The following is a 15,026-nucleotide window of genomic DNA, read 5'->3' as shown; positions in this document are numbered from 1 at the left end:
TTCGTCTTTCTTTACTGGGCGCCATCGATCCAGGGCGGAGGCGGCGTATCATAACCGGCAACACCGCGCAGCAGGCGGTTTGCAACAAAGGGAATGCGAACGGCGAGCGGAGCAAGCATGTTGCGCAATTTCGTCGCTACCGGATTACGCATCGTCACCATCGACGTCAAACCATAGGTTTGCTTCAGCACGGTTTTGACGGCCGGAATGCGCCGCGCCGAATATTCCTGCTCGCGCCCCTCCGATATCAGATAGGCGAGCCAGCAGGCATCCTCGATGCCGAGATTCATGCCGCGCGCACCGGCCGGCGAGTGAATATGCGCCGCGTCTCCGGCCAGAAACACATTGCCGACGGACATCTTCTCGACATGGCGGAAATGGATGCGGAAATTCGAGACCCAGACGGCCTGGCCGCCCGGCATCGGATGGCGGATGCGCTTTTCGAAATCCGGCAGCGTCGAGAGGTAGCGCACCGTATCCGAGGACACCGGCAGGCGGCCGATCATGCCGGGATCGACGAGCTCGATCTCGACATAATGCGGATCGACCGGCTGCGGATACTGATAGTCGGCGAGATAGAAACTGGCCTCCAGCGCCTGGCCGGGAAAGCCGAGCCCGGCTGCCTTCCTCACTGCGGAATGGGCACCATCGGCGCCGATCAGGATATCGGGAGCCGCCTCTTCGGCCGTGCCATCCGGACGGCGTAGCACGACGATGGGCTTCTCCATGCTGCCCTCGACGCGCTCCAGCACGGTCTGCCATTCCGGCTCGACCTCATAGTCGGAAAGCTTGCTGATCAAAAGCCGCTCAGTATGCCCCTGCGCCAGGATCTGCATCGCATGGAACTTGCCGGTAACGCGGCCCGGATCGATCTCGAACAGGATGCGCTCGCCCGAGCGCGCCCGCAGACGATCGACGCGGAAGGCCACCTGCTGGATGACGTCGCTGACCCGCGAGGGGGAAAGAAGCGTCATCGTCCGGGCATTGATGCCGAGCGCCCGGCTTTCCACCAGCGGCACCGGGCCGGCATCGCTGTCGATGATCCTTGGGCGGTGGCCGCGCCGCACGAGTTCGAGCGCTGCAGCCAGGCCGGTCGCCCCGGCCCCGACGATCAGGATATCACGATGTCCGCCCGGCATGTGTCACCCCTTGGTGATCAGGTTCTCGAGCTTCTTTACAGCCGTATCGGGATTTTCGCCATAGGCGATGGTGCCGGCGAAACGGCCCTGCCCATCGAGCAGGAAAACCGATGCCGTATGGTCCATCGTGTAGTCACCGTTCGGATTGTTCTCGTCGACCGGCACCTTCTTGGCATAGACGCGGAAGCCCTTGACGACATCGGCGATCTTGTCCGGCGCGCCGGAGATGCCGGTGATGCGCTTGGAGACATTCGAGACATACTGGTTCATGATCTCCGGCGTATCGCGCTCGGGATCGACGGTGACGAAATAGGCGTTCAGCTTGTTGCCCGCCGGATCAACCTTCTCCATCCAGCCATTGAGCTCGAACAGCGTCGTCGGGCAGACTTCGGGGCAATGGGTAAAGCCGAAGAACAGCGCGCTCGGCTTGCCGCGCAGCGCCTGCTCGGTGATCGGTTTGCCGTCCTGCGCCACCAGCGTGAACGGCACGCCATACGGCCCTTCGGCCGCCAGCGGCAGGTCCTTGGTCTTGGTGATATTGAGCGTCAGCCAGCCGAGCACGCCTGCTACGAGCAGAACGGCGATCCAGACGGCGATACGGAAATTCTTCATCAATCTAACCCCTAGCGGCGCAAAGCGGCCATCGCTGGCGGAATATAGCCGAAACCCTCCCCGCGCAATTCAACAACCCGTTTTCTTACCCGTGATTAATTGCCTCACCCAGCAACGATCAATTCCCTCCACTCACGCAAGGTAATGGCACCATTTTTCTTATGTTACAAAGCTTTACGCAGCGCATTCCAGAACGCTCGAAGAAATACATCGTTAGCGAATACTTAATCCGAAGACTTTATATTTCGCACTGCGTCCGGCGCTCTTGCTGCCGTACGGACATGATGTCTGCATTGGGCCAGATCGCCTGATGAACGCTTGGGAGAAGGGCATTTCATCCGCTTCATTTCAGCCGGGGGACATCATTTCATGACCACTAATACAATTCGCAAGACCTTATCCGTCAGCCAGAGGCTTTGGACACTCGGCGGAGCGGCCTTGATCGGCTTCGGCTCGATGGTCGGTGTCGGCTGGTATGAGAACGCGCGTGTGGACCGCGCTCTCCAGCGCGCCAATGACATCCAGGACAGCGTCGATCGCGTCAGCGACATGCGCATCTCCAACCTGACACTCATTCTCGCGGCGATGGACACGATCGTCGATCGCGGCGACAAGACCATCGCCCCCGAACGTCTGGCACTGATGACCAAGACGATCGAGACGCTCAAGAGCGGCTCGAAGGACATGGAGATCGTCGCAGGCGAGCTGAATGCCAGCGCCCTGTTGAGCAGCTACGACGCCGATGTCGCCGCCTTGCAAAAGGCGATCACCGTCGATCTCAAGGCTGCCGTCGAAGCCGGCGCCCCGGACGAGGCTTTCGACAAGCTCGACGACGCAATCGACGGCGGCGGAGACAAGCTGTCGGCAACGCTCGACAAGCTGGCGAAGGACGGCGGCGATGTCGCAGAGCTTCGCGTCAACCAGGCCAACGAGATTTCCGCCAACGCCCTCTGGATCCAGATCGGCCTCGGCTTCTTCGCCATCGTCAGCATGGCTCTTCTCCAGTACATCCACGGCGGCTCGATCCGCAACGGTATCGAAGCCGTCCGTTCCAGCATGGTGCGGATCATGCAGGGCGACCTGCAGAGCAAGGTCCCGGCGACCGAGCGCGGCGACGAGATCGGCGAGATGGCCCGTGCCGCGGAAAGCTTCCGCCAGGCCGCCATCGACAAGCAGAAGCTTGAGAGCCAGACCGAAAGCGAACGCCGCCAGAGCGAGACCGAGCGCCGCGAGCGCGAAGCCCTCAAGCTCGCCGATGCCGAAGCGCTGAACGCTGCCGTCGAAGATCTCGGCCAGGGCCTCAACCGCCTTGCCCGTGGCGATGTCACCGTCACGCTCGACCGTCCGTTCAAGGCCGAACTCGAACGCCTTCGCAACGACTTCAACCAGACCACCGAGCATCTGCGCAAGGCGATGCGCGACATCACGGCAAACAGCACCTCGATCCAGGCCAACAGCCGCCAGATGAGCTCCGCCGCCGACGATCTCGCCAAGCGCACCGAGCAGCAGGCCGCCTCGCTCGAGCAGACATCCGCTTCGCTCGACGAGATCACCGCAACCGTGCGCAGCGCCACCAGCCGCGCCGAGGAAGTCGGCCACATGGTCGCCCATACCCGCCAGAACACCGAGAAGTCGGATCTGGTCGTCACCCAGGCAATGGCGGCGATGGAGCGAATCGAAGGCGCTTCTCAGGAAATCGGCACGATCATCAACGTCATCGACGAGATCGCCTTCCAGACGAACCTCCTGGCGCTCAACGCCGGCGTCGAGGCCGCACGCGCCGGTGAAGCCGGCAAGGGCTTTGCAGTCGTCGCTCAGGAAGTTCGCGAACTTGCAGGCCGCGCCGCCGGCGCTGCCAAGGATATCAAGGCGTTGATCACCAAATCAGGCGCCGAAGTGAAGACCGGCGGCGAGCTGGTCACGGCTGCCGGCGAAGCACTTCGCCAGATCGGCGAAGATGTTTTGCGGATCGACGAACATGTTAAATCAATCGTAACCTCTGCGCGCGAACAATCCACCGGACTGCACGAGATCAATACAGCCATCAGCCAGATGGACCAGGTGACGCAAAAGAACGCCGCCATGGTCGAGGAGACGAACGCAGCAAGCCATACGCTTGCAACGGACGCCGACAATCTGATCAGGCTGGTCGGTCAGTTCCAGATCGGCGAGGGCATGAATGCCCGTTCCACGCCGCGAGAAGCATCCGCCGCCTCGCATCCTAAACCCTCACCCGCACGGAGCTTGATCGGCAAGGTCGCGGGCGCATTCAGTGGCGGCGCCGCCGCCAGAGCCATGGCCGCTCCGGCCGGAGACAATTGGGAAGAATTTTGATGACTAACGCCATTATCACACAGGCCGGATCGCATCTCGAAATCGTATCGTTCCATCTCGGCGAGCAGGAATTCTGCATCGACATCATGGCCATCCGCGAAATCCGCGGCTGGGCACCGGTAACTCCGATGCCGCATACACCGCCCTACGTGCTCGGTCTGATCAACCTGCGCGGCGCCGTTATCCCGGTTATCGACATGGCCTGCCGCCTCGGCATGAAGATGACGGAGCCCTCCGAGCGCTCCGCCATCATCGTTACCGACATCGCCGGCAAGCTGGTTGGCCTCCTGGTTGAGCAGGTTTCCGACATGATGACCATCAAGAGCGAAGACCTGCAGCCGGCTCCGGAAATCATCCCGGAACAGCAGCGTGCCTTCTGCCGTGGCATCGTCGCCCTGGAAAAGACCATGGTCTGCTTCCTCAACCTCGACACCGTCATCGCCGACGAACTGGCGCGCGAAGCCGCCTGATCGGCATCTGCATTGCAGATATGGAAAGGCCCGGTCGCAAGCCGGGCCTTTTTCGTTGGACGCGGGTAGCCCAGTTACTGAGGCTTCCCGTTCTTCCAGACCGGGTTCTGCCCATAAAGCGGGATCGTCGAGATCGACATCTTCGCCGAGCCATCCGTCAGCTCGCGCGAGTGGGCGAGATAGATCAGCGTGTCGTTGGTCTTGTCGTAGATGCGGGTGACCACCAGCTTCTTCCAGATCAGCGACATGCCCGCCTTGAACACTTCGTCGCCATCCTTCGACAGGTTGATGTCGCCGATCTCGATCGGCCCGGTCTGGCGGCAGGCGATGGAATTGTTGGAAGGATCCTCGAACCAGTTGCCGTTCTTCACCCTGTCGATCAGGCTGCGGTCGAAATAGGTGACGTGGCAGGTCACGCCCTTCACCGCCGGATCAGGGATGGCATCGACGATGATGTCGTTGCCGATCCAGTCGACGCCGACCTTGCCGACGACCTCGGCGGAAGCGCCGCCGGCAGAGAGCGCAGCAACGGACGCAGCGGCAAGAACGATCTTACGAAACATGGATGGAAGCTCCTGATTGAACCGCTTTCTAGATAGACAGCATCAGGCGCAATACAAGAAAAGCCTAACGATCAGGCGCGCTTGCAGGTGCAGGGCTCGTAACCAGCGGCAAGCAGCCGCCCCGGCTTCATCCCGATCATGGCCGGGATCGCATGCACCGCCGCAGCCTTGACCGCCTTCGCCATCTCGATCGCCGCCTGGGCGCAGACAACGGCATCCTCCGCGGCATTATGGTGCACGAAACGCAGGCCGAGATGCTCGGCGATGATGTTCAGCTTGTGCGACAGGAATTGCGGCCAGATGCGCTGCGCCATCTTCATGCTGCAGAGATAGGTCAGCTCCGGATAGGACTGCCGGTAGAGATCGAGCGAGGCGCGCCAGACGCTGAAGTCGAAGGCGGCATTATGGGCGATCATCGTCGCGCCCCTGAAGTCGTCATGAAACTCGTCCATGACCTCGGGGAACTCAGGCGCATCCTCGACATGTTCAGGGCGAATGCCGTGGATGGCGATGTTCATGCCCGAAAAACGCATGTCCCTGGGGCGGATCAGCCGCTCCTCGACGCGCGTCACCCTGCCGTCCTCGATCCAGGCAAGCCCGACCGAGCAGGCGCTGCCGCGCTGTTCGTTGGCCGTTTCGAAGTCGATGGCAATGGTCTTCAAGGAGAGGTCCGTGATTCGCTGGTGTTCAAACAGGCTTAGCCGCGCGGGCACCTGCGCGCAAACAGACCTGTTGACATAGCGCCCGGCATCAACGACTTTTCCCGCCATGATCGTATCGAACGCTCACATCGCCATCATGCATCTCACCACGGCCGCTACAGGGCTCGGGGAGGCATTGGCGCGTTAATCGTGCGATCACACCCGAAGACCCTGCCGAGGCGAGCAGGGTTTTCGAAGTCCTGCTCTCCTCCGTCATTTTCAAGGAGAGCATTTTGGAAAAGCCACAAGAGATTTCATTCAGCAGGCAGCCGTCCGCCAAGGGCGTGACCATCCGCGCCATGCGCGCCGACGACCTCGAGGCCGTCACCGCCTTCCTCAACCTGGCCGGCTTCCGCCACGGCACGCTGCGCCTGCCCTTCCAGAGCATCGAGGAAACCCGCAGGCGCTTCGAAACGATGCCCCAGGGCAATATCAGCCTCGTCGCCGAATATGACGGCGTGCCGGTCGGCGACGCCCACCTGATGCGCAACCAGGGCCGCCGCAGCCACGCCGCCAGCATCGGCATGGGCGTCCACGACGATTTCACCGGCAAGGGCATCGGCAGCGCCCTGATGGAGGCCCTCGTCGACACCGCCGACAACTGGCTCGATATCAAGCGGCTGGAACTGACCGTCTACACCGACAATCCCGCCGCGCTTGCTCTCTACCGAAAGTTCGGCTTCGAACAGGAAGGCCTCCTGAAAGCCTTCGGCTTCCGCGCCGGCGAATATGTCGACGCCTATACGATGGCGCGGGTGAGGTTTTGAAAGGAACTATGTGGCCCGGCGAGGCCACAACATCCTTCCGTCATGCTCGGGCCTGTCCTGAGCATCTGCAACGTAGCGGATCCTCGGGACAAGCCCGAGGATGACGCCGTGATATAGGCTGACTTCAGCAGTTAGCCACCGATCAGCGCCAGCCACTCGTCCTCGTCCATCGTCTGAACGCCGAGCTCCCTAGCCTTGTCGAGCTTGGAGCCGGCACCCGGGCCTGCAACCAGGATGTCGGTCTTCTTCGAGACCGAACCGGCGACCTTGGCGCCCAGGCTTTCGGCGCGCGCCTTCGCCTCGTCGCGGGTGAATTTCTCCAGCGATCCCGTGAAGACGACGGTCTTGCCGGCGACGGGGCTCCCCGAGGTTACCGGCTGCTCGGCCTCCTGCGGCGTCACCTCGGCGATCAGCGCGTTGATGACCTCGACATTGCGCGGCTCCTTGTAAAACTCGACGATGGCGCGGGCGACGATCTCGCCGATGCCCTCGATGGCGTTCAGCTCGTTCCAGGCCTCGCCGGAGAGCGGCGCCGCCTCCTGCATGGCGGCGGTGAAGGCTGCGTAGGTGCCGTAGGAGCGCGCCAGCAGCTTTGCCGTGGTCTCGCCGACATGGCGGATGCCGAGCGCATAGATGAAGCGGTGCAGCGCGATGGAACGGCGCTCGTTGATCGCTGCATAGAGCTTGCCGACGCTGACCTTGCCGAAACCGTCGATATTCTCGAGCTTCGTCAGCGTCGATGCTTGCTGGCGCTTCTCCAGCGTGAAGATATCGGGCGCCGTGCGGATCTGCAGCGACGCATCCTCGCTCTCGAAGAAGAAATCCACCTGCTTCGTTCCGAATCCTTCGATGTCGAAGGCATTGCGCGAGACGAAATGCTTCAGATGCTCTGTCGCCTGCGCCCGGCAGATGAAGCCGCCGGTGCAGCGGGTGACCGCATCGACCTTGCCGGTCTTCTCGTTGACTTCGCGCACCGCATGCGAACCGCAGACCGGGCAGGTCTTCGGGAACTTATAGGCGGTCGCATCCGCCGGCCGCTTCTCCATCACCACATCGAGCACCTGCGGGATCACATCCCCCGCCCGCTGCACGATGACGGTGTCGCCGATGCGGATATCGTGCTCTTCCTCGCGGATGCGCTCGCCAGAATTGCCGATGCCCTTGATGTAATCCTCGTTATGCAGCGTCGCATTGGTGACGACGACGCCACCGACGGTGACGGGCGTCAGGCGCGCCACCGGCGTCAGGGCACCGGTACGGCCGACCTGGATGTCGATATTCTCGACGACGGTGAAAGCTTGCTCGGCCGGAAACTTGTGGGCAGTCGCCCAGCGCGGGCTGCGCGAGCGGAAGCCGAGGCGCTGCTGCAGTTCCAGGCCGTCGACCTTGTAGACGACGCCATCGATATCGTAGTCGAGATCCGGACGCTTCAGGCCGATGTCGTCGTAATGGGCAAGAATATCGGCCACCGAGTTCAGCCGCTTCATCAGCGGATTGACCGGGAAACCCCATTCCCTGAACGTCTGCACCATGTCGAACTGCGTCTTCGGCAGATCGTTCGGCTCGGAGATTTCGCCCCAGGCATAGGCGAAGAATTTCAGCTTGCGGCTTGCCGTCACCTTGGCGTCGAGCTGGCGCAGCGACCCGGCGGCGGTATTGCGCGGATTGACGTAAGTCTGCTTGCCCTCCGCCTCCATCTGCCTGTTCAGCGCCAGGAAGTCGCTCTTGGCCATATAGACCTCACCGCGCACCTCGACGACATCAGGCACGCCCTTCGGCAGCACCTGCGGGATTTCCTTGATGGTGCGGATATTGGCGGTGACATTTTCGCCCGTGGTGCCGTCGCCACGCGTCGCGGCGCTGACGAGCTTGCCGTTCTCATAGCGGATCGACATCGAGAGCCCGTCGATCTTCGGCTCGGCGGTAAAGGCGATCGACTGGTCCGGCAGGCGCCCCAGGAAGCGGTAGACGCTGGCGACGAAATCCTCGACGTCTTCCTGCGAGAAGGTGTTGTCGAGCGACAGCATCGGGCGGGCATGGACGACGGCGGAGAAGGTTGCGGATGGCGCAGCGCCCACCCGGCGCGTCGGGCTGTCTTCGCGGATCAGCTCCGGAAACCGCGCCTCGATCGCATCATTGCGCCGCTTCAGCGCGTCATAATCGGCATCCGAAATCTCCGGCTGGTCCTTGCCGTGATAGAGCGCATCGTGATGGGCGATTTCCTTCGCCAGGCGCTCGAGCTCGGCTGCGGCCTCTTCGATCGTCAGGCTATCGGCTTCGATGGACATGCGTGCTCACTCCGGAGAATCTGGAGTTGTTTTTTAGCGCAAATTGGCTGGATGGGAAGTGGTGGGCTGTGGCCACCCTCGTCCTTCGAGGCTGCGCCTGCGGCTTCGCACCTCAGGATGAGGGTGGAGAGATCGCAGCGCAAATATCGCCAACATCATGCCTTGCGGATTAAGTTTTGAAACTCTGGGGACCGGCAAGCCTCAGCGAATATGGGAGCCCTCATCCTGAGGTGCGAAGCCCGCAAGGGCGTAGCCTCGAAGGACGAGGGCGGCACTCTCAGCAGAGCCCCTACCCGTTACCCGACAACAGCTTGGCAGCCGCCGCCCGCGCCTCGTCGGTGACCGAAGCACCGGCCAGCATGCGGGCGATCTCTTCGGTCCTGTCCCGCGGCGCCATGGTCGCCACCCGCGTCGCGATCTTCTCGGAGCCTTCGACCGGACCCTTGGAGATCAAAAGATGCGTCGCCGCCCGCGCGGCAACCTGCGGCGCATGGGTGACGGAGAGAACCTGGACCTTGTCGGAAAGCCGCTTCAGTCTCTGGCCGATCGCATCGGCAACGGCGCCGCCGACACCGGTGTCGATTTCGTCGAAGACGAGCGTCGGCGCCGAGCCACGATCGGCCAGCGCCACTTTCAGCGCCAGCAGGAAGCGCGAGAGTTCGCCGCCCGAGGCGACCTTCATGATCGAGCCCGGGCGCGTGCCCGGATTGGTCTGCACATGGAATTCGACGATGTCGATACCTTCGGCAACCGCTTCTGCGGCATCTGTGGTGATCTCCACCATGAAACGGGCGCGTTCGAGCTTGAGCGCCGGAAGCTCGGCCATGACGGCCTCGGACAGCGCCGTACCGGCATGATGACGCTTCTCGGAGAGCGAGCGCGCCGCCGCGTCATAGGCAGCCTTCGCAACGCCCACTTCGGCATCGAGCTTGACGAGCTTCTCCTCGCTGGCATCGAGATCGGCGAGATCGGCGATCATCCTGACGGCAAGCGCCGGAAGCTCGGTGACCGGCACCGAATATTTGCGCGACGCCGCGCGCAGCGCAAACAGCCGTTCCTCGACCCGCTCCAGCTCCTTCGGATCATATTCCGTCTTCCGCAGCGCCGCCTCGACTTCCATCTGCGCGTTGGAAAGCTGGTCCAGCGCCGCGTCGAGCAGCGCCACGGTGTCTTCGAGCAATCCGGGCGCCTCATGGCTCTTGCGCTCCAGGCGGCGCACCAGCGAGGCGATATGCGGCACCGGAGAGGCATTGCCGTTCAGGAATTCGGAAGCCTCGGCGATGTCGCCGGCGATCCGTTCGGCCTTCATCATCTTCTGGCGGCGGTCGGCCAGCTCGTCCTCTTCGCCGTCACGCGGCGAAAGCTTCTCGAGCTCCTCGACCGACGAGCGCAGATAGTCGGCCTCGCGAGCGGCATTCTCCACTTTCTCGCGGTGCTTCTTCAACGTCCGCTCGGCGTCGCGCCAGGTTCTGTAGAGATCGGAAACGTGCGCGACATCCTCGGTGATGCCGGCAAAGGCATCGAGCAGGATGCGGTGGGCATTGGTATCGACGAGCGCGCGGTCGTCGTGCTGGCCGTGGATTTCGACCAGCATCTGCCCGGCCTGGCGCATCAGCTGCACGCTGACCGGCTGGTCGTTGACATAGGCCTTGGTGCGGCCGTCGGCGGATTGCTGGCGGCGGAAGATCAGGTCGCCGTCGTCGTCGATGCCGTTTTCGCGCAGGAGCTTGCGGGCGCCGTGGCTCATCGGCACGTCGAAGGCGGCCGTCACCTGCCCTTGTCTTCGCCATGGCGCACGAGGCCGCCGTCACCGCGCCCGCCAAGGGCGAGCGACAGACTGTCGAGAAGGATGGATTTGCCTGCACCCGTCTCCCCCGTCAGAACGGAGAGACCGGATTCGAACGAGAGATCCAGCCGCTCGATCAGAACGATATCGCGGATCGAAAGCTGGATCAGCATTGCGTTACAGGCCTCACGAGCCGAGCAGCAGCTTCCGGCCGGCTTCGGAAATCCAGGAGCTCTTGTTCTCCCGCGGCTCCGCGCCGCCATTCTTCAGCAGCTTGAAGGAATCGGCGTACCACTGGCTATCCGGATAGTTGTGGCCGAGAACGGCTGCCGCAGTCTGAGCTTCTTCCACGATACCCATCGCGTAATAGGCTTCGACCAGACGGGCGAGCGCTTCCTCGACCTGATTCGTATTCGGGTACTTTTCAACCACGATACGGAAACGGGAGATAGCGGCAAGATACTCCTTGCGCTCAAGATAGTAGCGGCCGATCTGCATTTCCTTGCCGGCGAGCTGGTCGCGGGCAAAGCGGATCTTGGCCTGGGCGTCGTCGACATATTCGGAGTCCGGATACTTGTCGATGACGGCCTGCATCGCGTCGATCGTCTTGGACGAGGCGCGCTGGTCCTGGGTGACGTCGGAAATCTGCTTCGAATAGGACAGACCGATCAGGTACTGCACGTAAGCGGCGTCCTTGGAAGCCGGATACTGCGCCATGTAGCGGTTGCCGGAAGCCAGAGCGTCGTCGATCTTGCCCTGGCGGTACTTGACGAAGGTGCTCATCACCAGGGCCTTGCGGGCCCATTCGGAGAACGGGTTTTCACGGTCGATGGCGTCGAACTTGCGCGCCGCTTCGGCCATGTTGCCTGCCTTCATGTTGGCAAGCGCCTGATTGTAGAGAACATCCGGCGGGTCGTTGTCGAGGCCGAGCTTGGTGATGTCGATATCTGGATCCGACTGGCAACCGGAAATCAAGGCGCCTGCGCTCAGCACCACGAGCGATGCGAGCAAAGCGCGCGCTGTCTTCATCATACCTTCAGACCTTGCATAACTCATAGATAAATCCCGACTCCCGCTACCCACTCTTAGCGGCAGCCACACCTCGCTGGCGTTTCTAGCCATAAATGTGCGGCGAGAGCAACGCAATGATGACGCATTAACGCATTTTTGTGGCATCGGCCCAGAGAATATCCGGCTTTTTATCTTTGATTCCGTGTGTTGCCGCTAAGCATCTGCCGCAAAAACACTATCCGGTGGAAACCCGGCATAAAAAAACCGCCTCCCGAGGGAGGCGGTCCTGGTCTAGGAATTCGTTCTGGAGGTCACGCCGACCAGGGGGCGAAGCCGGGAGCATTCACTGCAATGAAGTCACGAGCGGCAACGCGCGGGCGAGCAGCCGAGGTCTCGACGACTTCGTAAGCGCTGGGATCGCTGAGCAGCGCCTTGAGCGCATTGGCGTTCATCTTGTGACCGCCGCGGTAAGAGCGGTAGCAGCCGATGAAGGGAGCGCCGGCAAGCGCCAGATCGCCGACGGCGTCGAGCGTCTTGTGACGTACGAACTCGTCCTTGGCGTAGCGCAGGCCTTCGACATTGATCACGGTGTTGTCGTCGGAGATGACGACGGAATTCTCAAGCGAGGAACCGAGAGCGTGGCCCGAAGCCCACAGACGCTCGACGTCGCGCATGAAGCCGAAGGTGCGGGCCCGCGACAGTTCGGTCTTGAACGTTTGCGCGGTCAGGTCCCCTTCCCACTTCTGGCGGCCGATCAACGGGCATTCGAAATCGATCTCGACTTCGAAGCGCGTGCCGTCATAGGGGCGGAACTCGCTCCACGAACCGCCATGCTCGATGCGAACCGGCTTGGTGATGCGGATATAGCGGCGCTTGACGCCGAGAGAGACGAGGCCGACCTGCTCGATCGCTTCGATGAAGGGAGCAGAGCTGCCGTCCATGATCGGCATTTCAGCGCCGTGAACTTCGATCATCACGTTATCGAGGCCAAGCGCATAGACGGCGGCCATGACGTGTTCGATGGTCGCGACCGAATGCGCCGGAGAGAAACCGAGAACCGTGCAGAGGTCCGTATTGCCGACCTGCGAGGAAACCGCGCGCAGTTCGGTCACTGAGCCGTTTTCGTGCATGCGCTGAAAAACAACGCCCGTATCAACTTCAGCCGGATTGAAGGTGATGGAGACTTCCGCGCCGGAATGGACGCCGGTGCCCGAAAGCGTCACCGGGCGAGAAACCGTCGTCTGGAAGCCAAGCATGCCAATAACCATAAAATTCTGCCTTCATTACCCTTGATGGTTCCTAGCGCTCAAAGCACCCAAAACAAACCGCCAAGTTTCTTTGTCCACACCGCCGGATTGTCGCCATATGGCGTCAAGGCGCGGTCCCCTGACCTCATACATACGTGCGCCCGGGCTCCATTCCAAATCACTGTTCGTTTCGAATTGTTACGAAACCATGCACTTGAAATGATTTGTTAATTTCACCCTCGCGCGAGGGCTTGAAACAGAAGCGCCCGGGACTGTGATCCCGGGCGCTCGGCGTGGCGATTCAGTGTCTGCTTAGTTCGACTGACGGCGCAGGAAGGCAGGAATTTCGAGCTGGTCGTCTTCCTGCATCATGCGGGCCTGCGGAACGGCGCGGCCCTGGTCGTCGAGGTTGCCGCGACGCGGAGCGTAGAGGCTGGCTTCCGGCGAAAGCGGACGGCGCTGCTGGGAAGCGGCTGCCGGAGCAGACGTCATCTCAGGAGCAACTTCCTCTTCGCGGCGGTTCAGCGAGTTCGTGATCCGCTTGAGCAGGCCCATCGGGCCGCGCTCTTCGTGAGCCTGTGCTGCGACGGGCTGCGAGCGGTGATCGATCTCGGCCTGGACGACCGGCGGGAAGTCTTCGACCTTCGGCATGCGCGTCGGCTGCTGCATGGCAGGTTCCTGGCGGACCGGCTGTGGCGCAACCGGTGCAGGCTGCTGCATCATGACAGGCTGCGGAGCCGGCTGGCTCATGACCGGGGCCGGAGCAGGCTGCATCTGCATCGGTGCAGGACGGGCAACCGGCGCTTCCGGGGCAGCTGCGAAGATGCGGCTCTGCGGACGGAAGGTTTCCTGGGCGACCGGCTGCTGGACAGGAGCAGGGGCCGGAGCGCGCGGAGCGACGATGTCGAGTTCGCGTTCCATCTGGGCTTCCGCCATGCGGATCGTCTGGGCAACGGTATCAACCGGCTTCGGTGCCTGCATGACCGGAGCAGGCTGTACTGCGGCCGGAGCCGGAGCAACGGCCGCCGAAGGACGGATGATCGGCTTTGCGGCCGGCTGGAAGGTCTTGGTAGACGCTTCGGCGGCAGCGCGATCGATACCGGTCGCAACGACCGATACGCGGATGATGCCTTCGAGCGATTCGTCGAACGTCGCGCCGAGGATGATGTTGGCGTCCGGATCGACTTCTTCGCGGATGCGGGTTGCAGCTTCGTCGACTTCGAAGAGCGTCAGGTCGCGGCCACCGGTGATCGAGATCAGCAGGCCCTGTGCGCCACGCATCGAGGTTTCGTCGAGCAGCGGGTTGGCGATCGCAGCTTCAGCAGCCTGCATCGCACGGCCCTGGCCGGATGCTTCGCCGGTGCCCATCATCGCACGGCCCATTTCGCGCATGACCGAACGGACGTCGGCGAAGTCGAGGTTGATGAGACCTTCCTTCACCATCAGGTCGGTGATGCAGGCAACGCCCGAGTAGAGAACCTGGTCGGCCATCGCGAAAGCGTCGGCAAAGGTCGTCTTGTCGTTGGCGATACGGAAGAGGTTCTGGTTCGGAATGACGATCAGCGTGTCGACCGACTTCTGCAGCTCTTCGATACCGGCTTCGGCCAGACGCATGCGGCGCCCGCCTTCGAACTGGAACGGCTTGGTGACGACGCCGACGGTCAGGATGCCCTTGTTGCGGGCTGCCTGTGCGACGACGGGAGCTGCACCGGTGCCGGTACCGCCGCCCATGCCGGCGGTGACGAAGCACATATGCGTGCCGTTCAGGTGGTCGATGATTTCATCGATGCACTCTTCGGCGGCTGCACGGCCGACTTCCGGCTGCGAACCTGCACCGAGGCCTTCGGTGACGTTGGCGCCGAGCTGGATGATCCGCTCCGCCTTCGTCATCGTCAGAGCCTGCGCATCCGTGTTGGCAACGACGAAGTCGACACCCTGGAGGCCGGCGGAGATCATGTTGTTGACAGCATTGCCGCCGCCACCGCCGACACCGAACACGGTGATACGCGGCTTCAGCTCTGTGATGTCAGGCTTTTGCAGCTTGATAGTCATGGTACCCGTTCCTTCTCTTTATGGCCGCATCGCCACGCCGGCCAATTCACTCGATG

Annotated in this window: 11 protein-coding genes and 1 pseudogene; 3 read left to right on the top strand and 9 right to left on the bottom strand. The window is 62.3% G+C overall.

Going from position 1 to position 15,026, the window contains the following annotated elements; translation table 11 throughout:
• Positions 1–11 precede the first annotated feature (11 nt).
• Positions 12–1,139: an NAD(P)/FAD-dependent oxidoreductase gene (locus F2982_RS17215; protein ID WP_203428550.1), complete on the bottom strand. Its 1,128-nt coding sequence runs from the start codon at positions 1,137–1,139 to the stop codon at positions 12–14.
• Positions 1,140–1,142: 3 nt separating this feature from the next.
• On the bottom strand, positions 1,143–1,751 hold the full coding sequence (locus F2982_RS17210; RefSeq protein WP_203428549.1) for an SCO family protein: 609 nt from the start codon (positions 1,749–1,751) through the stop codon (positions 1,143–1,145).
• A 369-nt stretch (positions 1,752–2,120) separates the two neighbouring features.
• Here F2982_RS17210 and F2982_RS17205 point away from each other — a divergent pair, with 369 nt between their 5' ends.
• Both F2982_RS17205 and F2982_RS17200 read left to right on the top strand, forming a co-directional pair.
• A complete protein-coding gene (locus F2982_RS17205; protein ID WP_203428548.1) occupies positions 2,121–4,085 on the top strand; it encodes a methyl-accepting chemotaxis protein in 1,965 nt (654 codons plus the stop codon).
• The gene (locus tag F2982_RS17200; RefSeq protein ID WP_112387003.1) at positions 4,085–4,555 is read left to right on the top strand and encodes a chemotaxis protein CheW; all 471 of its coding nucleotides are present in this window, start codon (positions 4,085–4,087) and stop codon (positions 4,553–4,555) included. The genes F2982_RS17205 and F2982_RS17200 overlap by 1 nt, the downstream gene beginning before the upstream one ends.
• 74 nt (positions 4,556–4,629) lie before the next feature.
• Here F2982_RS17200 and F2982_RS17195 read toward each other — a convergent pair whose 3' ends face one another.
• Together F2982_RS17195 and F2982_RS17190 are read right to left on the bottom strand one after the other, a co-directional pair.
• Positions 4,630–5,118: a CreA family protein gene (locus F2982_RS17195; RefSeq protein ID WP_130278001.1), complete on the bottom strand. Its 489-nt coding sequence runs from the start codon at positions 5,116–5,118 to the stop codon at positions 4,630–4,632.
• A gap of 71 nt (positions 5,119–5,189) precedes the next feature.
• The gene (locus F2982_RS17190) at positions 5,190–5,780 is read right to left on the bottom strand and encodes a 3'-5' exonuclease (RefSeq protein WP_203428547.1); all 591 of its coding nucleotides are present in this window, start codon (positions 5,778–5,780) and stop codon (positions 5,190–5,192) included.
• 338 nt (positions 5,781–6,118) lie between these two features.
• On the opposite strand from F2982_RS17190, the gene F2982_RS17185 reads away from it, so the two are divergent.
• Positions 6,119–6,586 carry a GNAT family N-acetyltransferase gene (locus F2982_RS17185; RefSeq protein ID WP_203430106.1) on the top strand — a complete coding sequence of 156 codons (468 nt, stop codon included), beginning with the start codon at positions 6,119–6,121 and terminating at the stop codon, positions 6,584–6,586.
• Between the two features lie 131 nt (positions 6,587–6,717).
• Here the strand turns inward: F2982_RS17185 and ligA are convergent, their stop codons facing one another.
• The 5 genes and pseudogenes from ligA to ftsZ form a co-directional block, all read right to left on the bottom strand.
• Positions 6,718–8,874: an NAD-dependent DNA ligase LigA gene (gene ligA / locus F2982_RS17180; RefSeq protein WP_203428546.1), complete on the bottom strand. Its 2,157-nt coding sequence runs from the start codon at positions 8,872–8,874 to the stop codon at positions 6,718–6,720.
• A 289-nt stretch (positions 8,875–9,163) separates the two neighbouring features.
• Positions 9,164–10,833 (bottom strand): annotated as a pseudogene (recN, locus tag F2982_RS17175) (DNA repair protein RecN).
• 13 nt (positions 10,834–10,846) lie between these two features.
• Positions 10,847–11,716 (bottom strand): outer membrane protein assembly factor BamD, encoded by an 870-nt coding sequence (locus F2982_RS17170; RefSeq protein ID WP_199629177.1) that lies wholly within the window; start codon positions 11,714–11,716, stop codon positions 10,847–10,849.
• A gap of 266 nt (positions 11,717–11,982) precedes the next feature.
• The gene (gene lpxC / locus F2982_RS17165; RefSeq protein WP_112715460.1) at positions 11,983–12,939 is read right to left on the bottom strand and encodes a UDP-3-O-acyl-N-acetylglucosamine deacetylase; all 957 of its coding nucleotides are present in this window, start codon (positions 12,937–12,939) and stop codon (positions 11,983–11,985) included.
• A 291-nt stretch (positions 12,940–13,230) separates the two neighbouring features.
• On the bottom strand, positions 13,231–14,970 hold the full coding sequence (gene ftsZ, locus F2982_RS17160; RefSeq protein WP_112715462.1) for a cell division protein FtsZ: 1,740 nt from the start codon (positions 14,968–14,970) through the stop codon (positions 13,231–13,233).
• Between the last annotated feature and the right edge of the window lie 56 nt (positions 14,971–15,026).

Source organism: Rhizobium sp. BG4 (assembly GCF_016864575.1).
GTDB lineage: Bacteria > Pseudomonadota > Alphaproteobacteria > Rhizobiales > Rhizobiaceae > Rhizobium.
Note: the sequence above shows the minus strand (reverse complement) of the source record. Positions and strands in the feature narration are given on the sequence as shown.